23 protein-coding genes and 1 tRNA gene are annotated in these 24106 nt (G+C 65.3%); 12 read left to right on the forward strand and 12 right to left on the reverse strand.

What is annotated here, in order from left to right; all coding sequences use genetic code 11:
• Positions 1-68: 68 nt before the first annotated feature.
• From QOU61_RS35950 to QOU61_RS35960, 3 genes are all read right to left on the reverse strand, one after another.
• Positions 69-1070, reverse strand: coding sequence for an ABC transporter substrate-binding protein (locus QOU61_RS35950; protein ID WP_289655899.1), 1002 nt, complete (start codon positions 1068-1070; stop codon positions 69-71).
• Between the two features lie 14 nt (positions 1071-1084).
• Entirely contained in the window at positions 1085-2449 is a 1365-nt protein-coding gene (locus QOU61_RS35955; RefSeq protein ID WP_289655900.1) for an FAD-dependent oxidoreductase, read from the reverse strand.
• Between the two features lie 84 nt (positions 2450-2533).
• Entirely contained in the window at positions 2534-2854 is a 321-nt protein-coding gene (locus QOU61_RS35960) for a monooxygenase (RefSeq protein WP_289655901.1), read from the reverse strand.
• A 91-nt stretch (positions 2855-2945) separates the two neighbouring features.
• Between QOU61_RS35960 and QOU61_RS35965 the strand changes: the two genes are divergently transcribed.
• Positions 2946-3920, forward strand: coding sequence for a ketopantoate reductase family protein (locus tag QOU61_RS35965; protein WP_289655902.1), 975 nt, complete (start codon positions 2946-2948; stop codon positions 3918-3920).
• A gap of 7 nt (positions 3921-3927) precedes the next feature.
• Here QOU61_RS35965 and bioB read toward each other — a convergent pair whose 3' ends face one another.
• Positions 3928-4899: a biotin synthase BioB gene (bioB, locus tag QOU61_RS35970; protein ID WP_502876999.1), complete on the reverse strand. Its 972-nt coding sequence runs from the start codon at positions 4897-4899 to the stop codon at positions 3928-3930.
• A gap of 186 nt (positions 4900-5085) precedes the next feature.
• Here bioB and QOU61_RS35975 point away from each other — a divergent pair, with 186 nt between their 5' ends.
• A complete protein-coding gene (locus tag QOU61_RS35975; RefSeq protein ID WP_289655904.1) occupies positions 5086-5868 on the forward strand; it encodes an SDR family oxidoreductase in 783 nt (260 codons plus the stop codon).
• Between the two features lie 87 nt (positions 5869-5955).
• Here the strand turns inward: QOU61_RS35975 and QOU61_RS35980 are convergent, their stop codons facing one another.
• Entirely contained in the window at positions 5956-6633 is a 678-nt protein-coding gene (locus QOU61_RS35980; RefSeq protein ID WP_289655905.1) for an alpha/beta hydrolase family protein, read from the reverse strand.
• Between the two features lie 102 nt (positions 6634-6735).
• The gene (locus QOU61_RS35985) at positions 6736-7413 is read right to left on the reverse strand and encodes a TetR/AcrR family transcriptional regulator (RefSeq protein WP_289655906.1); all 678 of its coding nucleotides are present in this window, start codon (positions 7411-7413) and stop codon (positions 6736-6738) included.
• 240 nt (positions 7414-7653) lie between these two features.
• Here QOU61_RS35985 and QOU61_RS35990 point away from each other — a divergent pair, with 240 nt between their 5' ends.
• Positions 7654-8904 (forward strand): efflux RND transporter periplasmic adaptor subunit, encoded by a 1251-nt coding sequence (locus QOU61_RS35990; RefSeq protein WP_289655907.1) that lies wholly within the window; start codon positions 7654-7656, stop codon positions 8902-8904.
• Positions 8905-8943: 39 nt separating this feature from the next.
• Entirely contained in the window at positions 8944-12105 is a 3162-nt protein-coding gene (locus tag QOU61_RS35995) for an efflux RND transporter permease subunit (RefSeq protein ID WP_289655908.1), read from the forward strand.
• Between the two features lie 326 nt (positions 12106-12431).
• Here the strand turns inward: QOU61_RS35995 and QOU61_RS36000 are convergent, their stop codons facing one another.
• A complete protein-coding gene (locus QOU61_RS36000) occupies positions 12432-13256 on the reverse strand; it encodes a DUF6597 domain-containing transcriptional factor (RefSeq protein ID WP_354142495.1) in 825 nt (274 codons plus the stop codon).
• Between the two features lie 701 nt (positions 13257-13957).
• Here QOU61_RS36000 and QOU61_RS36005 point away from each other — a divergent pair.
• Together QOU61_RS36005 and QOU61_RS36010 are read left to right on the forward strand one after the other, a co-directional pair.
• Positions 13958-14782: a type 1 glutamine amidotransferase domain-containing protein gene (locus QOU61_RS36005; RefSeq protein WP_289655910.1), complete on the forward strand. Its 825-nt coding sequence runs from the start codon at positions 13958-13960 to the stop codon at positions 14780-14782.
• Between the two features lie 364 nt (positions 14783-15146).
• A complete protein-coding gene (locus QOU61_RS36010; protein ID WP_289655911.1) occupies positions 15147-15440 on the forward strand; it encodes a GYD domain-containing protein in 294 nt (97 codons plus the stop codon).
• A gap of 87 nt (positions 15441-15527) precedes the next feature.
• Here QOU61_RS36010 and QOU61_RS36015 read toward each other — a convergent pair.
• Both QOU61_RS36015 and QOU61_RS36020 read right to left on the reverse strand, forming a co-directional pair.
• Positions 15528-15604 (reverse strand) — tRNA-Arg (locus QOU61_RS36015).
• On the reverse strand, positions 15595-16254 hold the full coding sequence (locus QOU61_RS36020; protein WP_289655912.1) for a class I SAM-dependent methyltransferase: 660 nt from the start codon (positions 16252-16254) through the stop codon (positions 15595-15597). The genes QOU61_RS36015 and QOU61_RS36020 overlap by 10 nt, the downstream gene beginning before the upstream one ends.
• 522 nt (positions 16255-16776) lie before the next feature.
• Here QOU61_RS36020 and QOU61_RS36025 point away from each other — a divergent pair.
• Complete coding sequence (locus QOU61_RS36025; RefSeq protein ID WP_289662077.1) at positions 16777-17388, forward strand: hypothetical protein; 612 nt, start codon at positions 16777-16779, stop codon at positions 17386-17388.
• A gap of 49 nt (positions 17389-17437) precedes the next feature.
• Here the strand turns inward: QOU61_RS36025 and QOU61_RS36030 are convergent, their stop codons facing one another.
• Together QOU61_RS36030 and QOU61_RS36035 are read right to left on the reverse strand one after the other, a co-directional pair.
• Complete coding sequence (locus tag QOU61_RS36030; protein WP_289655913.1) at positions 17438-17650, reverse strand: hypothetical protein; 213 nt, start codon at positions 17648-17650, stop codon at positions 17438-17440.
• Between the two features lie 49 nt (positions 17651-17699).
• A complete protein-coding gene (locus QOU61_RS36035) occupies positions 17700-18707 on the reverse strand; it encodes a 2-dehydropantoate 2-reductase (protein WP_289655914.1) in 1008 nt (335 codons plus the stop codon).
• 156 nt (positions 18708-18863) lie between these two features.
• Between QOU61_RS36035 and QOU61_RS36040 the strand changes: the two genes are divergently transcribed.
• Together QOU61_RS36040 and QOU61_RS36045 are read left to right on the forward strand one after the other, a co-directional pair.
• Positions 18864-19475, forward strand: a complete 612-nt coding sequence (locus tag QOU61_RS36040; protein ID WP_289655915.1) for a YidB family protein — start codon at positions 18864-18866, stop codon at positions 19473-19475.
• Between the two features lie 57 nt (positions 19476-19532).
• Positions 19533-19808 (forward strand): GlsB/YeaQ/YmgE family stress response membrane protein, encoded by a 276-nt coding sequence (locus QOU61_RS36045; RefSeq protein ID WP_289655916.1) that lies wholly within the window; start codon positions 19533-19535, stop codon positions 19806-19808.
• A 97-nt stretch (positions 19809-19905) separates the two neighbouring features.
• On the opposite strand, the gene QOU61_RS36050 is transcribed toward QOU61_RS36045, so the two are convergent.
• Complete coding sequence (locus tag QOU61_RS36050) at positions 19906-20688, reverse strand: SDR family NAD(P)-dependent oxidoreductase (protein WP_289655917.1); 783 nt, start codon at positions 20686-20688, stop codon at positions 19906-19908.
• Between the two features lie 239 nt (positions 20689-20927).
• On the opposite strand from QOU61_RS36050, the gene QOU61_RS36055 reads away from it, so the two are divergent.
• The 3 genes from QOU61_RS36055 (at position 20928) to QOU61_RS36065 (ending at position 24103) form a co-directional block, all read left to right on the forward strand.
• Entirely contained in the window at positions 20928-21995 is a 1068-nt protein-coding gene (locus QOU61_RS36055) for an acyl-CoA dehydrogenase family protein (RefSeq protein ID WP_289655918.1), read from the forward strand.
• 39 nt (positions 21996-22034) lie between these two features.
• Positions 22035-23195 (forward strand): acyl-CoA dehydrogenase family protein, encoded by a 1161-nt coding sequence (locus QOU61_RS36060; protein WP_289655919.1) that lies wholly within the window; start codon positions 22035-22037, stop codon positions 23193-23195.
• A gap of 107 nt (positions 23196-23302) precedes the next feature.
• Positions 23303-24103 (forward strand): enoyl-CoA hydratase/isomerase family protein, encoded by an 801-nt coding sequence (locus tag QOU61_RS36065; RefSeq protein ID WP_289655920.1) that lies wholly within the window; start codon positions 23303-23305, stop codon positions 24101-24103.
• Positions 24104-24106 lie beyond the last annotated feature (3 nt).

Raw genomic sequence — 24106 nt, forward strand, 5'->3', positions numbered from 1 at the left:
GTCTTACTTTCGTTTCTGCCGCCAAGGCGTGGATGGCCGGGTCAAGCCCGGCCATGACCAAGAGAGCGCTAATCCGGCTTCACGAAATCGGATGCGATGATCGCCTGCGCGTCAAAGCCCTTGTCGACAAAGCCCTGCTCCTGCAGCCATTTGATCTGGTTGTCGACATTCTTCACATCGAGCTTGCCGTCCGGATCGATATAGGCGCAATTGCCGACCACCTGCTCCACCGGGAGGTTGGTGTATTTGGCTGTTATCTCGAGCAGCGGCCTGGTCTTGTCGTTGATGACGGCCTTGCCGTCCTTCACCTGCGCCAGGATCACGTCGTGATATTCGCGGTCGGCGCGCTCCAGCGCTGCGAGCAGTTTTGCGACCCGCGCCTTGTCGGCGAGCGTCTTGGGCGAGGCGAACACCGCGCCGAGTTGCCAGGGCGTCTCGTCGCCGACCCAGCCCAACAGCTTTGCGCCGTTCGATTCCATCAGCGGCCGCGCGGTCGAAACCGGCAGCAGCGCGGCATCGACGGTTTCGCCCTTCAGGGCGGCCGCCGCGTTCGATAGCGATTGCAGCGGCACGACCTTCACCTCCGAGAGCTTGAAGCCGTATTTGTCGGCCAATAGCCCCAGCGAGTAATGGAAGCTCGATCCGACCTGCGTTACCGCCACGCGCTTGCCCGCGAGATCCCTAGGGCTCTTCAGGCCCGCGGCATAGGCATTGTTGCTGGCGAAATAGCCGATCAGGGGATAGCCCGCCTTCTCGCGGCTCATGCCACCGATCACCTTCAGCGTGCCCTTGCCGGCAAGGTTGTAGAGACCCGCCGTGAAGGCGGTAATGCCGAAATCGACGTCGCCGGACGTGGTCGCGACCGCGATCGGCTGCGCCGCGTCGAAGAACTTCAGCTCGACGTCGAGACCGGCCTCGCGGAAATAGCCCTTGTCTTGCGCGATGAACACCGGCGCCGACGACGACAGCCGCAGCACGCCGATTTTCGCCTTGAGCTCATCAGCCCTTGCGCCCGCGATCGCCGACAGCGCCAGCAGGGCCGCCAGCGCGGCCCGCGCCACCCTTCTCATTCCAGTTTCCTCCGTCACACGCCGTCAGGCACGCGCTGATCGCGGCCGATGAAGGCGCCCTGTTCTTTCAATTGTCCTTGCAGCTTCTCGATGGCGATGTCGCGCGGCCTGGTGTTGCCCGACAGCGCAAGCGCGGCCGCCGAGCCCGCGGCCTCGCCCATCGCGAAGCAGGCGCCGGAGACGCGGGCCGCCGACTGGCCTTCATGGGTCATCGACGCGCAGCGGCCGGCGACCATGAGATTGTCGATCTTCTCCGGCACCAGCATCCGGTAAGGCAATTCGTTGAAGCCACGCGACTGCGGGATCGGCGGGAACTTGAAGATCACGTCGCCGGCGACATGAGCCTCGATCGGCCAGCCGTTGACGCCGATGGAATCCTCGAACGACGCGCAGCCGAGCACGTCGTCGCCGCTGAGCCGGTAGCCGCCGATGACGCGACGGGTCTCGCGGATGCCGAGCTGCGGCGGCAGGTCGACGATGTAGGACTGCTCGAAGCCGGGCACGGTGCGCAGGAAGGCGAAGGCCTCGACCGCCTGACGGCGGCCGTCGATCTCGCCACGCGTCAGGTCATCCGGCTCGATGCCGTTGATGGCGCTGCCGTCGGCCCGCGAAAGCTGCGTGAAATTCACCCGCCATTCGACCGGCGAGCGCTGCGGCCGCACGATGGCCGCCTTGCGCGGAAATTTGTGCGTGCCCGCAGCCTCCGCCTGCTCCATCAGGGTCGGGATGGTCCGCCACGCCTCGCCGGCGCGAGCGGGATCGACGCCGTTGAGGCGGAACATCATCGAGGGATAGAGCATGTGGCCGGCGCCATCGCCGAGCTCGAACGGCGCGCCGGCCCAGGCCGCCAGATCACCGTCGCCGGAGCAATCGATGAAGATATTGGCGCGCACCGCCTGCCGGCCGCCCCTGGTCTCGACCATCAGCGTATCGATCCGCCGCTCATCCCCCATCACGACGCCGGCGCCAAGCGCATGAAAGAGGATGTCGACCTTGTGGGAGGCGAGCAGATCGTCCGCGGCGATCTTGTAGGCCGCGGTGTCATAGGCCTGGGCCAGAATTTTCCCAAGCACCAGATGCGGCGCGTTCAGACCGCCGAGCCGGTCGATGCGCGCGAGGAGATCGGAGGCGATGCCCTGCACCACGCGATGCATCTCGCCATGCACATTGGCGTGCAGCCCGCAGAAATTGGTGACGCCGGCCGCCGTGCCCATGCCGCCGAGAAAGCCGTAGCGCTCGACGAGCAGCGTGCGCCGGCCGGCGCGCGCCGATGCGACGGCCGCGGCGATGCCGGCGGGCCCGCCGCCGAGGACTACGACGTCATATTCGCCGTAGAGGGGCACCTGCCGGGCAGGCTCGAGGATGGATTTGGTCGGCACAATCAGTTCCGGATCGTCATCAGTCCCGGAGGGTTTTCAGCGCTGATCCCGGGACTGTCAACCCGCCGACTCCCTGCACTTTGGTCATTCCGCGGCGTCGAGGATGGTCTTGCCGGTGGTGTTGTCGACGATCACAGGTGTTTCGAAATAGCTGATCTCGGGCGGGCTGCCGTAGCGCTCGGTGATCATCTTGCGCCACTCGGCGTTATACACCCGCTCGGCGGCCTCGCGGCTTTCCCAGAGATAGCAGCCGCCGCCGGTGTGGCTTGCGGCGTCGAACAGATAATATTTGCGTACGAGACCTTTGAGCCCCTGATATTTCGGCGCCGAACCCTTGAACAGCTCGGCCGCTTTCGCGGCATCGATGGTCGCGGGCAGCTTGAATCGGACGACAGCGGTGATCATCGGGCATTCTCCCTGCTTGGGCGGCGCGGTTGCGCGGCGCGCCGGCGCTCATTAGGCTTCAGCCTACCATTTTCAGCGAGACATTCACCCCATGCGAATCTGCATTTTCGGCGCGGGCGCCGTCGGCAGCCATTTTGCGGTCAGGCTGGCGCTGGCGGGTCATGACGTGTCCTGCGTGATGCGCGGGGCGCATCTCGACGCCGTGCGGGCGAACGGATTGCGCCTGCGCGTCGGCGACACCGAGTTCCACGCGAGGGTGAAGGCATCCGACGATCCGGCTGCGCTGGGCCCGCAGGATCTCGTGATCAGCACCTTGAAGGCGACCGGCGTCCACGGCCTCGCGCGCGGCCTTGCTCCCCTGCTCGGCGACGACACGCCCGTGATCTTCGCCCAAAACGGGATTCCCTGGTGGTACGACATCGGGCTGCCGCCCGATCATCCTTCAACGCCCGACCTCGGCTTTCTCGATCCGGGCGGCGCGCTTCGTGCCGCGATCGCGAGGTCACGCATCATCGGCGGGGTGATCTTCTCCTCCAACGAGGTGATCGCGCCCGGCGCCGTCGCAAACCTCTCGCCCGAACGCAACCTGCTTCAAATCGGCGAATGCGACGACCGCGACAGCGAGCGCATCGCGCAGCTGCGTGCGACGCTCGAGACCGCCGGCATCGGCTCGGCTGGTGTCACGCAGATCAGGGAGATGATCTGGTCGAAGCTGCTCACCAATATGTCGATGTCGGTGCTGTGCCTGCTGACCGGGCAAACCGCGCGCGCGGTGCGCGACGAGCCGGCGCTGCAGCACGTGATCCCGCGCCTGCTCGATGAGGCCAACGCGGTGGGGCAGAGCTGCTATCCCACTGTCAAGCGCATCACACGCTCGGGCCCCGCGCCCGAGCACAAGCCCTCGATCCTGCAGGACTACGAGCTCGGCCGCGCCATGGAGATCGACGCGCTGGTCCGCGCGCCGCAGGCCTTTGCCCGCGCCGCTGATCTCTCGACGCCGATGCTGGACATGCTCGCGGGGCTGGCGATCCAGAAGGCGCGCGACAAGGGCCTTTACCGGGCGTGATTCCCGATCAGGTTGCCTGGAGCCCGAGGCGATCGAACAGCCTGCGATCGGTGCTGTCTTCCGGATTTGCGGTCGTCAGCAGGGTGTCGCCGATGAAGATCGAGTTGGCGCCGGCAAGGAAGCACAGCGCCTGCATCTCGTCGCTCATCGCGGTCCGGCCCGCCGACAGCCGCACATAGGATTTCGGCATCATGATGCGCGCCAGCGCAACGATGCGGACGAACTCGATCGGATCGGTGCGCTTCGAATCGGCAAGCGGCGTGCCGGGAATCGGAATCAGCTGGTTGATCGGCACGCTCTCCGGCGGCTCGGTGAGATTGGCGAGCGTCACCAGCATCTCGACGCGGTCGCGCTCGGTTTCGCCGAGACCGAGAATGCCGCCGCAGCACACTTTCATGCCGGACTGCCGGACATGCTCCAGCGTTTCCAGGCGGTCGGAAAAGCCGCGCGTGGAGGTCACCTTCGGATAATAGCGCTCCGACGTGTCGATGTTGTGATTGTAATAATCGAGCCCGGCTTCGCTCAGCCGATCCGCCTGCTCGCGCTCCAGCATGCCGAGCGTCATGCAGGTTTCGAGCCCGAGCGCCTTGACCGCGCCGACGATCTCGACGATCGCGTCCATGTCGCGCGGCTTCGGGTTGCGCCAGGCGGCGCCCATGCAGTAGCGCGTCGCGCCGGCGTCCTTTGCCTTGCGCGCTTCGGCGACGATGGTCTCGACATCCATCAGCTTGGAGGCGACAAGCCCGGTCTTGTGATGCGAGGACTGGCTGCAATAGCCGCAGTCCTCCGGACAGCCGCCGGCCTTGATGTTGAGCAGCTTGGAGAGCTGCACGCGGTTCGGATCGAAATGCTCGCGATGGACCGATTGAGCCTTGAACAAGAGGTCATTGAACGGCAATCGATAGACCGCCGAGGCCGTCTCATAGGTCCAAGCCGATCCCGCCGCCGGCGCTGTCGTCACGCCGGCCTGTTCACCCATCTCAAGCATTGCAATCTCCGAAGACCATCCCCTGTAGCCATCATGGCACGCCGCCGCGCGCGATGCCAGCAATGCTGGCGCGCATCGGCATGCCAAATTTGCGAAAGAAAACCGCGATTGACCGAGTGCCCGCACTGGTATCACTCTGCCATCATGCGCGGGTCATGAAGCGGTGAGCGTGGAACGATGCAGGTCAAGGACAGGGTATGCGTGGTCACGGGCGCGGCGGGCGGCATCGGCGAGGCGGTCGCGCGCGCCTATGCGGAAGGAGGGGCGCGCGGCGTCGTCGTCGCCGACCTGAAGACCGCGCGCGACCGGCTGGCGCGGGTTGCCGGCGACATCGACGGGCTCGCGGTGACCGCCGATGTCGGGCTTGAAGACGACGTCAAGGCGCTGATCGCAGCGGCCGAGGACAAATATGGTCCCATCGACGTGTTCTTTTCCAATGCCGGCCTGCTGCGCAAGGGACAGGAGGCCGCGTCCGACGCCGACTGGGAAGTGAACTGGCGCGTGCATGTCATGAGCCATGTCTATGCGGCGCGCGCGCTCGTTCCCGGCATGCTGGCACGCGGCTCGGGCTACCTGCTCAACACCGCTTCCGCCGCAGGCCTGCTCGCCTCGCTGAACGCGATGAGCTACGGCGTCACCAAGAGCGCAGCGGTGGCGCTCGCCGAGCATCTCGCCATTCAATATGGCGACCGCGGCATTCGCGTCTCCGTGCTGTGCCCGCAATCGGTACAGACCGCCATGTCGACGCCGGGACCGAGTGCGGCGCGCGTTGACGGCGTGCTGCAGCCGGCCGAGGTCGCGCGCATGGTGATCGAGGCGATGGCGGAGGAGCGCTTCCTGATCCTGTCGCATCCGCAGGTGCAGGAATACATGCAGCGCAAGGCTGCGAACCGCAACCGCTGGCTTGGCGGCATGCGGCGGCTGCGCGACCGGATCCATGGCGCGCAGGCGCAGCGTTGAGCCGGTGACACGCTAGCGGAGCTTTGGATTTGACGTTCGCATAAGGGAAATCGCGGCAAATGGGTAGCGAACGTCAGATCCGCTCCACTAGATCGTCGCGCTCCAGGCCGCGAAGGCATCGAGGATCTCGGCCATCACCTCTCCATCGCGGCGCCCCGAGCGCACAGGCACGTGGAAGGAATGATCGGCGGCTTCGACCAGATGCAGTGTCGCCTGCGCGGCGAGCCTCTTCACCACGGGTCTGAGCAGATCGACTTCCGCCAGCTTGTCGCTGGTCCCCTGCAGGAACAGCATCGGAATGTCGATATCGGCGAGATGATCGGCGCGCTCGCTCGACGGCTTTCCCGCCGGATGCAGCGGAAAGCCGAAGAAGGCGAGCCCCTGCACGCCTTGGAGCGGCGCCTTGGCCTGGGCCTGCGACGTCATCCGCCCGCCGAACGACTTGCCGCCCGCGATCAGCGGCAGGCCTTCGGCGCGGCGCGCGGCCTCCTCGACCGCGGCGCGGACGGTTGCCTGCGCAAGCGCCGGCGGATCGGGGCGCTTGCTGCCCTTTTCCATATAGGGGAACTGGTAGCGCAGCGTGGCGATGCCGCGCTCGGACAGGCCCGTGGCGACGGCTTCCATGAACGCATGCGTCATGCCGGCGCCCGCGCCATGCGCGAACACGTAGCAGGCGTGCGGCCGCGGCGGCTGCGTGAAGAGCGCGGAGACGGCGCCGGCGCGGCCGACATCGATGTGAAGCGATTGCGGATTGTGGTCCTTCATGGCGCCAGCATCGCCCGGGCGCAGCCCGCGCGCAATGCGGGATCGGGACGAAAGGCAGCCCCTCTGCAGGCAAAAATCCAGCGGCGTGAATCGACCCGGCGTTCAGCGGCCACTGCGGCCAGCCTTTGGTCGTGCCTTTGGTCGTGCCTTGGCCTCGCCGGCCGGCCAGGCGCGCATGGCAAGGCGGCCTATTTCGACCAGCTTCTCACGCGACGCCCCGTCGCGCGCCTGCACCGCAAGCCCGCGCGCAACGGCGCTGTAATAGGCCGCCAGCATGTCGCAGTCGACATCTTTGGACACGTCGCCATCGGCAACGCCCTTGCGGATGCGAACCGCCATCGCGCTTTCCGAAAAGGCGCGATGCTCGGCCATCATGTCGCGGATGTTCTTCATGCCCGGCGAACAATGCGTGCCCGCGAGCGAGATCATGCAGCCGAGCGGGTGATCGCCGCGGGTGAACTCTTCCGCGGTCGCCTCGAACAGGAGCGCGAACGCCGTCCTCGCGTCGGTCGAAGGATCATTGAGAATGGCGAAGAACCATTGGCCGGCCCATTCCAGATAGGACTGGGTGGCCTCGCAATAGAGCGCTTCCTTGCTGCCGAACGAATTGTAGAAGCTGGACGCGCTGATCCCCATCGCGGCGGTCAGGTCGTCGAACGACGTGCCCTCGTAGCCACGCTCCCAGAACAGCTTCATCGCCTCCTTAAGCGCGATATCGCGGTCGAACACCGCCGGCCGGCCCCGGCCACGTTTGCTGCCCTGAATTATTTTTGTTGTCATCGCTCCAATAATCCTTGAACGGCGCCTCCCCACTTCTATATCCGCCCAACCATATTGGAGTGCCTGCTCCAAATATCAACCCCGGATCAACCAAGAGCGCGACCTTTACCGTCCGAAATGACAAGTGCCCGGCATCACCACCTCGACACGCTGGAGCGGCCGGCGCGTGCGCTTCGAGACGCAGGCGGCGGTACCGCCGCCGAATTTCAAACAGCATGGCAAGGACTTGTGGACAGCGTCATGGATCAGATCACCGACCCTTCGAAGCTTGAAAGAGAACCGCTTGACGAACCCGCAGGCCGGCCGCGGCGGCGGACCTGGAGAACGGCCGCGATCGGCGCGGCGGCGGTTCTTGGCCTCGCCGTCGTCTACTTCGCCGTGGCGCCGCATCGAGGAAGCCAGGCGGTGGCCCTGCCGACGCCGGCGCCGCTGGTGACGGTCAGCCAGCCCTTGCAGCGCGAGGTCGATACCAGGGTTGGCTTTCTCGGCCAGTTCTCGGCGGTGGACCGGATCGAGCTGCGGGCGCAGGTCGGCGGCACCCTGACCGAGATTCACTTCAAGGATGGTCAGATCGTTCACAAGGGCGACCTGCTCTTTGTGATCGATCCCCGCCCCTATGAGATCAGGCTCGCGCAGGCGCAAGCGGCGCTGCAGACCGCCACCGCCCGCGTCGCGCTCGCCAACAACCAGCTTTCTCGCGCGCAGTCGCTTCGGCGCAACGAGTTCGCAACCCAGGAAACGGTCGACCAGCGCACCTCCGATCAGGATGCATCGCAGGCCGCGGTCGATGACGCCAAGGCGCGCGTGCGCGATACCGAGCTCGACCTCGAATATTGCCGCGTGCGGGCGCCTTTCACCGGCCGCATCGGTGCGCGCCAGGTTTCGGTCGGAAGCCTGGTCGCGGGCAGCCGTGCCGCCACCAGCCCGACCACCCTTTTGGCCACGCTGGTCTCGCTCGATCCGCTCTATCTCGACTTCGACATGAGCGAATCGGATTTCCTCACCTTCTCGCGCGAACGCGCCCGCGAGGCCGGGCCGCTCGCCAACAAGGTGCTGATCGGGCTTTCGGACGAGAACAGCTTCACCCGCGAGGGAACGCTCGACTTCATCGACCATTCGCTCGATCGCTCCAGCGGCACGATCCATGCCCGCGCCACGGTGCCCAACCCGGACCTGTTCCTGGCGCCCGGCCAGTTCGCCAGGCTGCACGTGGCGATCGCACCGCCGGCGCCGGTCTATCTGCTGCCGGACGCCGCTGTCGTGCTCGACCAGTCGCAGCGCCTGGTGATGACGGTTGCGCCCGACGCCACCGTGAAGCCCAAGATCGTGACGACAGGCGATCTTCGCGGCGGGTTGCGGGTGATCCGGTCCGGCCTGGAGCCGAACGATCGCGTCATCATCGACGGGCTGGTGCGCGCCACGCCCGGCGCCAAGGTCGCGCCGCAGGACGGCACCATCCGCTATGACGCCGCCGCCGACCGCCAGGGCTGAGACCGAGCGCGCAAATGCTGGGCTGAACAGGAGCTTCCCGTGACACACAGCTTCATCGACAGGCCGATCTTCGCCACCGTTCTCAGCGTCTTCGTGACGCTGATCGGGCTCGGCACGCTCGCCATGCTGCCGATCGCGCAATATCCGGAGATCGTGCCGCCGACCGTCCAGATCACCACGAGCTATCCGGGCGCGTCCGCGGAGACCGTTTCGCGGACGGTCGCCACGCCGCTCGAGCAGCAGATCAACGGCGTCGAGAACATGCTCTATCTGAGCAGCCAGTCTACCGGCGACGGCAAGCTCACCGTCACCGTGACGTTCCGGATCGGGACCGACCTCAACGTGGCGCAGATGCTGACGCAGAACCGCGTGCAGGACGCCCTGCCGCGCCTGCCCGAGGACGTGCAGCGGCTGGGCGTGCAGGTGAGGAAGTCGACGCCGAACATCCTGCTTGCAGTGCACCTCTATTCGCCCGACAGCTCCCGCGACACCCTCTACATCTCCAACTATGCGACGCTGCATGTGAAGGACGTGCTGGCGCGCCTGCCGGGGGTCGGCGACGTGCAGATCTTTGCCGGCCGCGAATACGCCATGCGCATCTGGCTCGACCCCGACAAGGTCGCGGCCCATAATCTGAACGCAAGCGAGGTCCTCGCCGCGCTGCGCGCCCAGAACGTCCAGGTCTCCGCGGGCGTGCTGAACCAGCCGCCGGTCGCCTCAAAGCAGGCCTATCAGCTCAACGTGCAGACGCTCGGCCGGCTCTCCACGCCCGAGCAGTTCGCCGCCATCGTCCTGAAGTCGGACAGCGAGGGCCGCGTGACGCGGCTGCGTGACGTCGGCCGGGTCGAGATCGGCGCCGCCGACTACGGCTCGACCGCGTTCATGGACCGCGGCCCCGGCATGCCCTTGCTGATTTTCGCCCAGCCGGGCGCCAATTCACTCGCCGTCGAGCGCGAGGTGCTCGACGCCATGCAAACGCTGGTCAAGGATTTTCCGCCGGGCCTCGACTACAAGGTCATCTACGATCCCACCATCTTCGTCGGCAAATCGGTCGACGAGGTGATCAAGACGATCTTCGTGGCGATCCTCTTGGTGGTCGGCGTCGTGTTCCTGTTCCTGCAAAGCTGGCGCGCCGCCATCATTCCGGTCATCGCGATCCCGGTCTCGCTGGTCGGCACCTTCACCTTCCTCTACGTCCTCGGAATCTCGTTGAACAACCTGTCGCTGTTCGGCCTCGTGCTGGCGGTCGGCATCGTCGTCGACGACGCCATCGTCGTGGTGGAGAATGTCGAGCGCAATCTCGAGCGCGGCATGACCCCGGCCGAGGCCGCCCATGTCACCATGAACGAGGTCGGCGGCGCGCTGATCTCGATCGCGCTGACCTTGTGCGCCGTGTTCGTGCCTTCGGCCTTCCTGTCGGGCATCACGGGACAATTCTTCCGCCAGTTCGCGGTCACGATCGCAGCCTCCACCCTGATCTCCTGCTTCGTCTCGCTGACCCTGAGCCCTGCGCTGTGCGCGGTGCTGTTCAAGGCGCACGAGCCTGGCCACAAGCCGCGAAGCTCGATGATCGCCCGGCTGGTGCAAGCGGGCGTCGACCGCTTCAACTTCGGCTTCGAATGGCTGTCGACCAGCTACGGGCGGCTGACGCGGCGCCTGGTGCAGATCACCGGCGTCGTGCTGGTGGCCTACGCGGCACTGATCGGCTTCGCCGGCTTCCAGTTCGCCCGCGCGCCGACCGGCTTCATTCCGGAGCAGGACCAGGGCTATCTCATCACGGTCGTGCAGCTTCCGCCCGGCGCGACGCTCGAACGGACCGAGGCCGTGGTCAAGAAGGCGATCGAGATCATCATGTCCACGCCCGGCGTCGAGCATGTGGCGCCTTTCGCAGGGCTCGACGCAACCACGTTCACCATCGCCTCCAATGCCGGCACGATCTTTTCCGGCTTGCCCTCGCTGTACAATCATGAGGTCGAGGGCCTGACTGCGACCAGCGTTCTCGCCGACCTGCGCAAGCGCCTTTCGGTGATCCAGGAAGCCTATGTGCTGACGATCCCGCCGCCGCCGGTGCAGGGCATCGGCAATGCCGGCGGCTTCAAGATGATGCTGCAGGATCGCGCCGGGCTCGGCTCGGATGCGCTCGCGAAAGCGGCGCAGGCGCTGGTCGCCGCCGCCAACAAGGACCCGAGCTTCGCCGGCGTGTTCACCCTGTTCGGCACGCGCTCGCCGTCGGTCTATGCCGACATCGACCGCGAGAAGGCCGAGAAGGTCGGGCTGACGCCGACCGACGTCTTCGCCACCTTGCAGGTCTACCTCGGCTCGCAATATGTCAACGATTTCAACTATCTCGGCCGCACCTACCAGGTCATCGCGCAGGCCGATGGCTCATTCCGGCAGGATCCGCAGGACATCGCGCGGCTGAAGGCGCGCAACACGTCAGGCGAAATGGTGCCGGTCGGCACGGTGGCGCGGCTCAAATCCGAGAACGCGCCCTATCGCGTGCCCCGCTACAACCTGTTTCCCGCCGCCGAGGTGATGGGCGTCGCGGCGCCCGGCGTCGCGACCGGCACCGCGCTGCACCGGATGGAAGAGCTGGCGCGCGAGGTGCTGCCGCCCGGCATCGGCTTCGAGTGGACCGAGCTTGCTTTCCAGCAGCAACAGCCGGGCACCTCATCCTTGCTGGTGTTCGGCGCGGCGGCCCTGTTCGTCTTCCTGGTGCTCGCGGCGCAGTATGAGAGCTGGAACCTGCCGCTCGCGGTCGTGATGATCGTTCCGATGTGCCTGCTCGCCTCGGTGACGGGACTGTTGATGCGCGGCATGCCGATCGACGTGTTGGCCCAGATCGGCTTCGTCGTCCTGGTCGGTCTTGCCGCCAAGAACGCGATCCTGATCGTGGAGTTCGCGCGGCAGATCGAAGACGGCGGCGCTACACCCGCGGAAGCCGCCGTGACCGCGGCGCGGACACGGCTGCGGCCCATCCTGATGACGTCGCTCGCCTTCGTGTTCGGCGTCGCGCCGCTCGTGGTGGCGACCGGCGCGGGCTCGGAGATGCGGCAATCGCTGGGCACCGCGGTGTTCGCCGGCATGCTGGGCGTCACCGCGTTCGGCCTCCTGTTCACGCCGGCCTTCTACGCCGTCGTGCGCAGGATCAGCCGCAAGAAGCGGCCATCGGAGACAAGAAAGGTAGCGCAACTCACGTAGCCTGGCACTCGACAGTTTAAACCGGGCTGCGTCCTTACGCGCTCGCGTCGAGTTCCAACAGACGCTCAGGTTATGCGGGTTGGGCTGCCATTGCGACTGGCGACGCAGCGTGGCATCGACAAGCTGCGCAATGCCTGTCGGCGACGGCAAGCATAAGCTGTTTCGCGCTGATCCCGCCCCTGCGGCGCTTTCTCTGCGACGCCTCATGAAGCGAAGCGGTCGGCGCGCCGTCGTGCCGATCGGCGGTCTCGATGCAACCTCCCTGCGAAATCTTTTGCATGGAAATCCGGCAACGCATCTGCCGCCAACGTCACGCAAGCCGCATGTCAGCGCAACGAGAGGCGTCTGCCGAATTCATTCGTAACGCCCCGACTGAATCGCAGGGGCGGAAATCCCGTCATGCGCTTGAACTCCTTCGTGAAATGGGATTGATCGTGGTAATGGTCGTAAATCTCTTGCGCGAACGCATCGTATGGCCGCTTCTGCGCCCAAATTTGATAGAACTTTTGAAAGCGGAAAATTTCGGCGATCGTTTTCGGGGCCACGCCCACATGGTGCTTAAAAAGCAGTCCCAGGTAACGCCGCGAGTAGCCTGTGGTTTGCTCCAGATCGGAGACTGATGTCCTTCCGCTGCTAGCCCTCAGCGCGGCTACACAAAATTCTACGACGGGGTTCTGCTCCTTGTTCCTCTGCAAGAGCCGCAGCAACTGCGTTTGAATGAAGTCGACCTTTTCATCGGCTCCTTTCAAGTCGTGTACCTTGTCCATGACTTGCCGTCCCCACTTGCCGAGCAGCGCATCAACGGCCAGGTGGCGGTTCGTCGTTTCGGCCATCGGCACGCCGAAGATTGGAAAGGCGCCGCACGGGTGAAAATCAATGCCGACGATACCGGTCTTTTTGGGCTGGGTGCGGAGGAAGGCGGGGCCATCTCTAACGCCGACGAAATAGACGCCTTTCTCCCGGCCTTCCTCGACCTGTCCGTTGGCAGTCGAAATCATGGAGTTTTCGTACGGGATTATAAGCCGTGCGCAACCGTTGGGCGCCGATACGGTCCTGTCTTCGGGCGGCAGGCCAGAGTCGCTCTCGAATATCCACACGGCTTCGACGTGTGCACCGAGCTCGGGTCGTGGTCTAGCAAACGCAACCTTCATGCAAGCAACCCGTCAAACTCCCCGCGCTTCATCTGGAGTTGCCGCAACACGAATGTCGCATCTCTATCTCGCTAGACTTCGTTGGGCACAACTTCCTTGTCTTCGGCGGCCCTTGTTGGCAGCCTTGAACATCCTATCCACGTGATAAGGAACCAGATAGCCAGCCGTCAAGCAACAACGTCGATTTCGCCGTTGTCCAGTCCTCGTGTCCGCCCCCGACGCTTGTATCCCTTTGCAGCGGGCCTCTTACAAGCGTCGGGAGCGGGACACGAGCGCTCCACGTGGCTTGGGATTTGACGTTCCCATGAACGACTCGCCGCCCTGGCGATAGGAACGTCAAGTCCGCCACACGCGCCCGGCACGGAATTTCCCATTCTTACAATACGTCGCCGCTCGAACTTGCAAGCATGATCAGCCCTTGGACGACCGGCATGCCGAAGAGCAGACGATAGTTGGGCTCTCGCACCAATCGGAATGGGATGGGAGGACTTGTCGGCGGGCGGATCCGCCGGCGCAACGCATCTTGGACCACTTGAGGACGTCACTTTTTATGTGGGCATGGACGCCAGGGACCGGCGCACATCGTCGCGCGCGAGCGGCGACGCCCGTGCCTTACGGTAACCTGATCGATGCGCCGGAGCATGAGTGCGTACAGGAGCGGCCTGTCCGTGGCCGGCGCGTCCAGGGCAGCGGATCAATGCGTGACCTTGTCAGGCATCAGCAAAAGCAAATGGAGCATCAAAATGGGCGAGAGGCTTGGTCACGAAGACGTCAATCCAGTCGATCCTCGTCGGCCGAAGCGAATTGCGATCGTTATTTCGAACCCAGCGACCTCGACCAATACAGGATGGCCGGTTGGGTTCTGGTGGAGCGAGCTTGCGCACACCTTCTACATGTTCATCGAGAGGGGATACGAGATCGAGGTCTTCAGCCCCAACGGCGGTCCGTGCAAAGCTGACGTGATGAGCGATCCACGTGACGCCAGCCGCTGGTCGGCCGGCGACCTCATCTCCATGGGTTTCATCCATACCCCGGAATATGCGCAACTGGTTGAGCAGACACGCCCGGCGCATGAAATCGACCTCGAAAAGTTCGACGCGATCGTCGTTGCGGGTGGACAAGGGCCTATGTTCACCTTCGAGCAGGCAAAGGGTCTCCACGAAAAGTTCGTCGCCTTCTATGAGGCGGGCAAGGTCGCCGCTGCATTGTGCCACGGCACCGCCATCCTGCGGTATGCGAGGCTGAGGGACGGAACGCCGCTTGTCCGGGGCAAGATCTTCACGGGCTTCTCCAACATGGAAGAGGACGACGCGGATGAAAAGAGCTGGGTGATGGGAGCGCTGCCGCGAGGTGAGCGCATCATGCCGTGGCGCATCGAGGACGAAGTCAGGAAGCTCGGAGGGATCTACACGCAAGGCGGTCTTTGGCGCAGCTACGCGGTCCGCGACGGAAACCTTATTACCGGCCAGCAGCAGTTCTCCGGTGGGGAAGTCGGCAGGTTGGTGGTGGAGGCTCTTGGAGGCTAACCGCCGATTTGCCGGACCCGGAATAGATCCAGAAGTATTTGGAATCGATTGCTGCGCAGCCGCACTCGTGATCGTGGCGGCCGGATACGTCATATCCGATGACCTGTCCGAACAAGTCTGTGGCTGGCCCGGTGCTATTGTGGCAAGCTCGGTGCGACTTCCTCATGCTAGTGTGGCGGTTCAGAAGTCCGCATCATTGTCGCCGCGCGCTCGTCATGCGGACTTCTGAACCAAAGCCACACTAGATCAATAAGCTGCTAGTGTCCTTCGATTCCGAAGCTCGCAAACGAGGGGCCCGCAGAATGATGCGAACTTCGGAATCGGGACACTAGGTTGCACAGGGTCCTAACCAAGGAGGGCCACCATGGTAACTTATGTCGTGCTGGCGAAGTTCACCGACCAGGGAATCCGCAACGCCAAGGAGTCCCCGAAGCGGGCAGATGCCTTCAAGGAAATGGCCAAGACATTCGGCGTGACGGTGAAGGACATCGTCTGGACGCAGGGCCGATACGACGTTGTGACGATCGTCGAGGCGCCGGATGAGGCATCCGCCATGTCGCTAAATTTGAGCCTCGGCGCGCTCGGCAACGTCCGCACCGAAACGATGCGGGCCTTTTCAGCGGCTGACATGACGCAGATCGTCGGCAAGATGCTCTGACCATCGCGCTCGCACAGCTGCCACTTCTAGAGCGAGGCCACCGCCTTGCGGCCTTCGTGGCAGCGTGCCTGCGCTGGCGCGCGTTGCTGGCGATCCCGGCATGACTCGAACATGCGACCTACGGTTTAGGAAACCGCCGCTCTATCCAGCTGAGCTACGGGACCGACCCTCGCTCCATAGCAGAGGCGGCCTCTGACCGGAAGCCCTCGCCCGTCGCGCGGCAAAGCCACACCGTGCGGCCGCCGGCACGCGGATCCTCGGCGGCATGTTCGACCACCGCGAATCCGGGCGCGGCGATCAGCGCCCGATATTCTTCGGCATCGAGGCTCGCGTGGAACAAGGGATCGCCGCGATAGGTGCCGACGGCAATGCCATGCGCCGGCCCGGTATTGAACATCAGGACGGCGCTGGCGGCGGCGTGGCGCGCGAACACCAGAAACATCCGACGTTGCGCGTCGAAATCGAGATGAAAGAAACTATCCCAGGCCAGGATGCCGTCGAACTGCCGGTCAAGCGCGAGCGTTCGCATATCCGCCACGATCCAGTCATGACCCGGAAGACGCTCGCGGCACAGGCCGATCATGGTCGGCGAGGAATCGACCCCGGTCACTTGAAAGCCCTGCCCGGCCAGATGCCGCGCGATCGGCGATCCCGCGCCGCAGCCGAGATCGAGCACGCACCCGCTCGCCGGCAACAGCCCGGCAAAGCGGTCGAGCCAGATCTTCTCGTTCCACGCCGCGGCTTGCCTGTCGGCGTCCCACGCGCGCGCGTGCCGTTCGTAGTGGCCGACAATGGTTGAGGCGAGTTCGCTCATGCCGAAAGCCTTCCTTCCTGGCAGGTGATGGCGGCAAGACCAAGCCCGCCCCGGTCCGCGCGACGGGTTCCCCGGGCGGCGGCCAGCCGAGCGCGCCGGCCGAAACGGCCACGCGGCCCGGTCGGGCGGCGCGAACCGTCGCCAGGAACGCGCCGACCTCGCTGGGGTCGTCAAATCTTAACAACAGCTTAATCCCGGCGCTCGCGCATTGCCGCGCGCTTCCGGCGTTTCGAGCCCCGTGCGCCGAACCTATTCGACAGTCGCGATGCGTCTCCGGCGCCTTGCGCTCACCGGGCCTTCGGAAGGTCGATGCGTTGCGGAGCCCCGCTGCGCGGCGCGAAATCCGCCCGTCAAGACCTTGCATCGCGTGTGACCGGGCCATACACCTTGGGCCTCCTGACCTCGATGCATGCAGGTGAAGCGACATGCAACTCCTGCGCGAAACTTGTTCCCTTCCGGGATGTGGGGCGGCCTCAAAATGGCGACAATTCGCACCGATTAAGTTCGCGGAACTCGGGGGAAATGGCGTTCGTGATTCGCTCGCGCTTACCAGCCTTGTTGGTCGCCAGCACGCTCGGCCCTTTGCTGCAGCCGTCGCTGGCGCACGCGCAATGGTGGAGCCGCGGGCCGGCCGATTTCGAGGAATGCGCCGACGCCGCGGAGAAGGCGCCGACCAAGCAAGAGAAGACCTCGAAGCTCGCCGAATGCAACGCGAAGTTCGCCGGCCGGCGCAAGCCCGGCGGCGGCTATGCCTATTACGATTTCATGCAGGACCGCACCTTCGACATCGCGGGTCCGAATCCGACGCCTGAAGAGCAGCACTTCATCGACGAGCAGTATACGGTCTATCTGGAGAAGCAGCGCCGCAGCAATATCGCTGCCGCCTTCTCGGCCAGGCAACAGCAGCAACAACAGCAGCAGCAACGGCAACAGCAGCAATTGGTGCAGCCGGCCTCGTTCAAGGGCGAAACCGAGAAGATCCCGGTGCCGCAGCAGCGACCCAAGGTGCTACCATCACGCAAGGACTGCCTGAAAAACGCGTTCTCCTGCGAATGGCCGCGCCTGTCGGAAGGCTTGAACGAGATCAAGCGGATGTTCACCGCCTCGCCCACCACCAAGCCCAAGAAGGGCTGAACGCGCGGCCACCGCGATACCGACGCGGCGGCACCATCGCATATGACATTCAGCGCGAAGCGCCGTGCAGGCGGCGGGAACGATGCGGCGGCCGGATGTTGCGCGGCGCCGGCGCAGGGACGGTTGCCGCCGCACGCTGCTCCTGCAGCCGCGCGTCATAGCCCGGCGACGGCGTCACCGTCGGAGGTGCGGCTTGCGCCGGCGCAACCAGACAGCACAACCCCAGTGCCACCGCGACCCATGCTGCGAAAGCAGGCTTCATCCTGTGCTCCATCACGCTGGCGGAGAGCTTACAGTCGAACGGCGCGAATTCAAGACGGGCCGCGGACCTGTTGCGGCGTCAATCCCGGCGATCCGCGGCCGCTCGCTTCGGCCTGCCGGATCAGCGCGACGACGCGGCGCGAGACCGGCACCTCGAGTCCATGGCGATCGGCGAGCGCGGTGATGACGCCCTGGAGGTAGTCGATCTCGGTCTGTCGGCCGCGCGCGAGATCCTCCCACATCGAGGAGCGCGCCGCGGGGTCGACCCGCATCGTGCGACCGAGCAGCAGGCTGAAGATACCGTCAGGCAGCCGCAGCAGAGGCGGCATCAGGCGCGGCGGGATCGGTGTCGGCGATACCGGCGCGACGCCTTCCGCGCGCAGCGCCAGAAGGCCCTCCGCCATCTGGTCGGCCAGCAGGCTTCGCCAGGCGCGTTGCGAAAGCTGCTCGCGCAGTGGCAGGCCTGACAGTGCGTTCAGCGCGTTGTTGAGATTGACCAGGAGCTTGCCCCATTGCACGCCGGTGATGTTGTCGGTCGCGTGCATGACAAGCCCCGGCACCGACAGTTTTTCGGCGGTGCCGGCCGCATCGCGCTCGATCACGATATCGCCCGAGGTCGAGCGGTGAAATCGACCCCTTCCGAGCGCAACCACGTTGAACGGCACCATGCCGCCGAGCACCGCACGGCCGGCGACGCGCGCGCGCAAGGCGGCGACATTCCCGACGCCGTTTTGCAGGCTGACGATGACGGCATCTTCAGGCGCATGCCGTGCGATGGTATCAGCCATTTCAGCGGTATCGGCGCTCTTCACCGTTACCAGGATCGTGCCGGCACGCTTGAACATCGACGGGTCCTCCGACAGCGTCAGCGTGTCGGCTGCGACCGTGCGGCTGACGCCGTCGAAGCCGGTCAGAAGCAGGCCGTCGCCGTTGATTTCATCGATCACGCGCCGGCGTGCCAGCAAGGCGACGTTGCGACTTGCTGCCGCAAGCCAGCCGCCGACGAAACAGCCGATGCTGCCGGCGCCCGCTACCGCGATCGGTCGATCCGAATTCATGTTGCCCTTCCCGCGCAATGCTTCGCACCGATAGCAGATTTTCACGGCCTTCGACCTGTCGCGGGCAGACAGACGCGCCGATGCTGCCTTGTAACCGTCATGCCCGGCCGCTATGTTTTTGGCGCGGGGCAGGTGAAATGCGGCAGGAGAAGAACCATGGGTCTACTTGACGTGTTGAACGGCATGCAGAACGGCCCGCGCGGGCCGAGCACCCCCAGCAGCAGCAGCCAATCCGGCGGCGGCATGTCGCCGATGACGATGGCGATCCTCGGCCTGCTCGCCTGGAAGGCGATCAAGCACCTGACCGGGGGCCAGTCCGGCGCGTCGCCGCAGCCGGCGCCCGCCCCTGCGCCATCGGGCAGAACGGCGATGCCTGGTGGTGGTGTCTCGGGCGGCGGTCTTTCCGGCGGTGGTCTTCCGGGTGGTCTTGGCGACATCCTCAAGGGGCCGCTCGGCGGCGTGCTGGGCGGCGCGGCCGCCGGCAGCGTGATTTCCGGTGGGCTCGGCGATCTCCTGAAGCAGCTGCAGCAGGGCGGTCACACCGAGACCGCGAATTCCTGGGTCGGCAAGGGCGACAACAAGCCGATTGCGCCGGGCGATCTCGCCAACGCGCTGGGTGCCGACCAGATCAGCGCGCTCACTTCGCAGAGCGGATTGTCGCGCGACGAATTGCTCCAGGGCTTGAGCCAGTATCTGCCGCAGGTGATCGATCACCTGACGCCGGATGGTCGGCTGCCGACGGATTCGGAGGTTTCAGGCCGGCTCTGAGCGGAGCCTCGTCAGCTCGGCTTGCGGCTTCGCTTGTCTTAGGAAAGGACGACAACCATGAGCGGCATTCTCTGGATCATCATTGTCGGCTTCATCGCCGGCATCATCGCGCGCCTCCTTTCGCCGGGCCCCAACAATCCGAGCGGCTTCATCTTCACCACCATTCTCGGCATCGCGGGGGCATTCCTCGCGACCTGGATCGGCCAGGCCATCGGCCATTACGGGCCCGACCAGGGCGCCGGCTTCATCACCGCGACGATCGGCGCCCTGGTGGTGCTGTTCATCTGGAACCGGCTGGTGGCAAGCGGCATGCTCCGCGACTTCAACCGGTGACGCGTCGCCAGCTCCGGTCATTGCGAGGAGCGTGAAGCTCCGAAGCGATCCAATCTTGCCATGCTTGGATTGCTTCGCTGCGCTCGCAATGACGATCCTACGTGATGAGATGCATGCCGGCATCCATCCGCACCACTTCGCCGGTCATGTTGCTCGAGGCTGGCGAGGCGAGGAAGCAGACCAGCTGCGCGATGTCCTCGGCCGAGGAAGCGACCTTCAGCGGCACCCGCGCCACCACCATGTCGCGCACCTGCTTGGCACCGGCCTCACCGCGCCCCTTGGTGAACCAGGGCGTATCGATATAACCGGGACATACCGTGTTGACGCGGATCAGCGGCGCCAGCGCGCGCGCCAGTGACAGCGTCATGGTGTTGAGCGCGCCCTTGCTCGCGGCATAGGCGACGGAAGAGCCGATGCCGCTGATGCCGGCAACGGACGAGACGTTGACGACCGCGGCCGCCTTGCCGCTTGCCTTGGCGGAAGCTTCCAAAAGCGAGCGCGCCGCGCGCACCATCTGGAACGGGCCGATGGTGTTGACGCCGAAGATGCGCTGGAAATCCTCGGCCGACAGCCCGTCGAGGTTCTCATGCGCCATATGCTTGGTGGTGCCGGCATTGTTGATCAGCGCGTCGAGCCGTCCCCAGGGCGCCGCGGCCGCCACGATGCGCTTGCAGTCCTCGTCGCGCGAGACGTCGCCCTGCACCACCACGACCTCGGCGCCTTCCTTGCGGCAGAGATCGGCGGTCTCCTCCGCCTCCTTCCGGCTCGACGAGTAGTTGACCACGAGGCGCCCGCCGCCCTTCGCCAGAATGGCCGCGGTCGCAGCACCCAGGCCGGATGCAGAGCCGGTTACGATTGCGCACAAACCATCCTTCGACATCCGTTTCCTCGTGCTTTCCTGAACAGGCAGTTTCGTTGGCTGCGCTTACCATATCGCGCGCGGAGATCGCCGCAACCGCGGAAAGTTCGTTGCGCGGAATTAGCTGCAACTCGGCGCGGGATGCAGGCGGCCCTGCGGTGAGCGCTTGTCACGGCTATGGCTTTTCCTCATCATAGAGCGCAAGAAAAGATGCAGGTGCCGGCACAGGCCGGGCGGCCAGCCAAAACCGGGGAAACGCCGTGGCGGAGAGCGAGAACATTGTCGTTGCGACCGCGGAGAAGATCTTCGCCGATCTCGCCGACGCGCAAACCATCAATCACGACAAGAAGGGCGCCTGGAAGGCGCCGCTCTGGAATGCGCTTTCCGAAGCCGGCCTGCCGCTGTCATGGGTCGACGAGGAACTCGGCGGCTCGGGTGCCAATCTCGCCGACGGGTTCGCCGTGCTGGGGGCCGCTGGGCGGTTCGCGATCGCGGTGCCACTCGCGGAAACCATGCTGGCGGGATGGCTGCTGTCGCAGGCCAGGATCGCCTCGCCCGAGGGCGAGATGACGGTGGCGCCCGCGACCCCGAAAGACCGCATCACGGTGAATGCGGACGGCACGCTGTCCGGACGCGCCCGCGGCGTTCCGTTCGCGAAGGAAGCGAAACACATCGCCGCGCTCGCAAGCGGCGCCAATGGAATGTCGATCGCGCTCGTCAAGGCGGACGACGTGAGGATCGAGCCGGGCCTCAACCTCGCGAACGACCACAACGACATCGTGAGCTTCGACAAGGTGCGGCCGGTCGCGGCGAAACCGGCGCCGAAGGGTTTCGACCAGACCACGCTGATGCTGATGGGCGGCGTCGTGCGCAGCCTGCAGATCGCGGGCGCGCTGGAATCCATGCTCGACATTTCCGTGCGCTATTCCAACGAGCGCGTCGCCTTCGAGAAGAAGATCTCGAAATTCCAGGCGGTGCAGCACAATCTGGCGCGGCTCGCCGGCGAATCGGCTGCGGCGCTCGCGGCCGCGACCTCGGCGGCGGATGCGATCGCGAGCGTCCCCTCCTTCAATGACGACGCCGTGTTCCTGGAAGCGGCGTCGGCAAAGATCCGCTGCTCGGAAGCGGCCGAGAAGGGCGGCGGCATCGCCCACCAGGTGCATGGCGCGATCGGCTTCACCATCGAGCATATCCTGCACCGCTACTCGCTGCGCGCGCTCGCCTGGCGAGACGATTTCGGCTCCGAAAGCTATTGGGCGGTCGAGCTCGGCAAGCGTGTTGCCGCGCGCGGCGCCGACGAGCTGTGGCCGCTGGTGGCCTCGCGCTAGAGAACCCGTGGGAACAGATTCCGCAAGTCGAGATAGACCATGACCGCTGCCCTTCGTTTCGATCCGATCCGCCTGCCGCCCAAATGCGAAGCGCTGCGCAAGGAGGTGCGGGCCTTCCTCGCCGAGGAGATCGCCGGCGGCACCTTCAACCCGTTCAAGCCGAACCGCGAGGACATCGACGTGCCGGAGTTCTGCCGCAAGGTCGGCGAGCGCGGCTGGATCGGCATGACCTGGCCGAAGAAATATGGCGGCCATGAGCGCTCGTTCCTCGAACGCTACGTCGTCACCGAGGAGATGCGGGTCGCGAACGCGCCGACGCGGCGCTTCTTCGTCGCCGACCGCCAGAGCGGGCCGATCCTGCTGAAATACGCGCCCGAGCACATCAAGATGGACATCCTGCCACGCATCTGTCGCGGCGAGCTGTGCTTTGCGATCGGGATGAGCGAGCCGAATTCCGGCTCCGACCTGTTCGCGGCCAAGACGCGGGCCACCAGGACCGACGGCGGCTACCTCGTCAACGGCACCAAGATCTGGACCTCCTCGGCGCACATCGCCGACTACATGATCGCGCTGTTCCGCACCTCGCCGCCGACAAAGGAAAACCGCCGCCACGGGCTGACGCAGTTCCTGGTCAAGATGAAGCAGCCGGGCATCCAGGTGAATCCGATCGGCCAGATCACCGGCCAGTTCGAGTTCAACGAGGTGGTATTCACCGACTATTTCGTTCCCGACGACCATTTGCTCGGCGAGATCGACGGCGCGTGGAAACAGGCGACAAGCGAGCTCGCCTATGAGCGGTCGGGGCCGGAGCGCTTCCTGGAAACCTACTACGTGCTGACCGAACTGGTGCGCGCGGTCGGCGACAAGCCGGATACCCGCAGTGCCGAGGGCATCGGGAGGCTGGTGGCGCAGCTCCACACCATGCGCCGCATGTCGGTCTCGGTCGCCGGCATGCTGCAGGCCGGCAAGGAGCCGGTGGTGGAGGCATCGATCGTCAAGGACATCGGCACGGTGTGGGAGCAGCAGCTGCCGCACCGGGTGCGCGATCTCGCCGCCTTTGTCGAGGAAACCGCGACCAACCGCGAGACGCTGGAGCGGCAGCTCGATTTCGCGATCAAGACCGCGCCCAAGCTGACGATCCAGGGCGGCACCACGGAAGTGCTGCGCGGCATCATCGCGCGCGGGCTGGGCTTGCGCTAGGTTTCGACGGAATTGAGCCTGGCGCCGCGCACTCAGATCACCTCTCCCCAGTGGGGAGAGGTGAACCACGCCCCGCGGAGAGATTTCGAAAGTTACGGAGCCAATGCATGACCAAATTCACCGATATCGGCGTCGAGACCCACGGCCATGTCGGCCTGATCGAGATCAGAAAGCCGCCGCTGAACTTCTTCGATGTGTCACTGATCAACCAGATCGCGGATGCGCTGGAGGAATTCGACCGCAACATCGAGATCCGCGCTTCCGTGCTCGCCGCGCAAGGCAAGGCATTCTGCGCCGGCGCCGATTTCAGCGATCCGGCGCGGAAGGAGCAGGAGGCGCGTGCCGAACGCGATCCAGCAGCCAACCTCGCGATCAACCATCTCTATGTTCAGGCGGTGCGGATCTTCCGCAACAAGAAGCCGATCGTCGCCGCCGTGCATGGTGCGGCCATCGGCGGCGGGCTGGGGCTGGCGGTGTCAGCCGATTTCCGCGTCACCTGCCCGGAGGCGCGCTTCTCCGCCAACTTCACCAAGCTCGGCTTCCATCCGGGCTTCGGGCTCACCGCGACGCTGCCCGAGCTGATCGGCAAGAACAATGCGGAGCTGATGTTCTACACCAGCCGCCGCGTCACCGGCGAGGAGGCCTATCGCTGGGGCCTTGCCAACGTGCTCGTCCCCCAGGAGCAGGTGCGTGATGCCGCGATGAGGCTGGCGCAGGAGATCGCCGAGTGCTCGCCGCTCGGCCTGGTCTCGACCCGCGCCACCATGCGCGCGGGCCTCGCCGACCGCGTGCTGGCCGCGACCAACCATGAACTGGTCGAGCAGACTAGGCTGCGTGCGACCGAGGATTTCAAGGAAGGCGTGAAGGCCAGCGCCGAGCGCCGTGCCGCGAATTTCAGAGGGCGGTAAGCG

It is taken from the genome of Bradyrhizobium sp. NP1 (genome assembly GCF_030378205.1).
Classification (GTDB): domain Bacteria; phylum Pseudomonadota; class Alphaproteobacteria; order Rhizobiales; family Xanthobacteraceae; genus Bradyrhizobium.

Bases quoted from the DNA above. Each gene is read 5' to 3' on its own strand.
- QOU61_RS36010 (WP_289655911.1), top strand. From the start codon at position 15,147: ATGGTAACTTATGTCGTGCTGGCGAAGTTCACCGACCAGGGAATCCGC.
- QOU61_RS35985 (WP_289655906.1), bottom strand. From the start codon at position 7,413: ATGACAACAAAAATAATTCAGGGCAGCAAACGTGGCCGGGGCCGGCCG.
- bioB (WP_502876999.1), bottom strand. From the start codon at position 4,899: ATGGGTGAACAGGCCGGCGTGACGACAGCGCCGGCGGCGGGATCGGCT.
- QOU61_RS36045 (WP_289655916.1), top strand. From the start codon at position 19,533: ATGAGCGGCATTCTCTGGATCATCATTGTCGGCTTCATCGCCGGCATC.
- QOU61_RS35975 (WP_289655904.1), top strand. From the start codon at position 5,086: ATGCAGGTCAAGGACAGGGTATGCGTGGTCACGGGCGCGGCGGGCGGC.
- QOU61_RS36000 (WP_354142495.1), bottom strand. From the start codon at position 13,256: ATGAAGGTTGCGTTTGCTAGACCACGACCCGAGCTCGGTGCACACGTC.
- QOU61_RS36060 (WP_289655919.1), top strand. From the start codon at position 22,035: ATGACCGCTGCCCTTCGTTTCGATCCGATCCGCCTGCCGCCCAAATGC.
- QOU61_RS36025 (WP_289662077.1), top strand. From the start codon at position 16,777: ATGGCGTTCGTGATTCGCTCGCGCTTACCAGCCTTGTTGGTCGCCAGC.
- QOU61_RS36030 (WP_289655913.1), bottom strand. From the start codon at position 17,650: ATGAAGCCTGCTTTCGCAGCATGGGTCGCGGTGGCACTGGGGTTGTGC.
- QOU61_RS36065 (WP_289655920.1), top strand. From the start codon at position 23,303: ATGACCAAATTCACCGATATCGGCGTCGAGACCCACGGCCATGTCGGC.
- QOU61_RS35960 (WP_289655901.1), bottom strand. From the start codon at position 2,854: ATGATCACCGCTGTCGTCCGATTCAAGCTGCCCGCGACCATCGATGCC.
- QOU61_RS36035 (WP_289655914.1), bottom strand. From the start codon at position 18,707: ATGAATTCGGATCGACCGATCGCGGTAGCGGGCGCCGGCAGCATCGGC.
- QOU61_RS35965 (WP_289655902.1), top strand. From the start codon at position 2,946: ATGCGAATCTGCATTTTCGGCGCGGGCGCCGTCGGCAGCCATTTTGCG.
- QOU61_RS35980 (WP_289655905.1), bottom strand. From the start codon at position 6,633: ATGAAGGACCACAATCCGCAATCGCTTCACATCGATGTCGGCCGCGCC.
- QOU61_RS35990 (WP_289655907.1), top strand. From the start codon at position 7,654: ATGGATCAGATCACCGACCCTTCGAAGCTTGAAAGAGAACCGCTTGAC.
- QOU61_RS36050 (WP_289655917.1), bottom strand. From the start codon at position 20,688: ATGTCGAAGGATGGTTTGTGCGCAATCGTAACCGGCTCTGCATCCGGC.
- QOU61_RS36040 (WP_289655915.1), top strand. From the start codon at position 18,864: ATGGGTCTACTTGACGTGTTGAACGGCATGCAGAACGGCCCGCGCGGG.
- QOU61_RS35950 (WP_289655899.1), bottom strand. From the start codon at position 1,070: ATGAGAAGGGTGGCGCGGGCCGCGCTGGCGGCCCTGCTGGCGCTGTCG.
- QOU61_RS36020 (WP_289655912.1), bottom strand. From the start codon at position 16,254: ATGAGCGAACTCGCCTCAACCATTGTCGGCCACTACGAACGGCACGCG.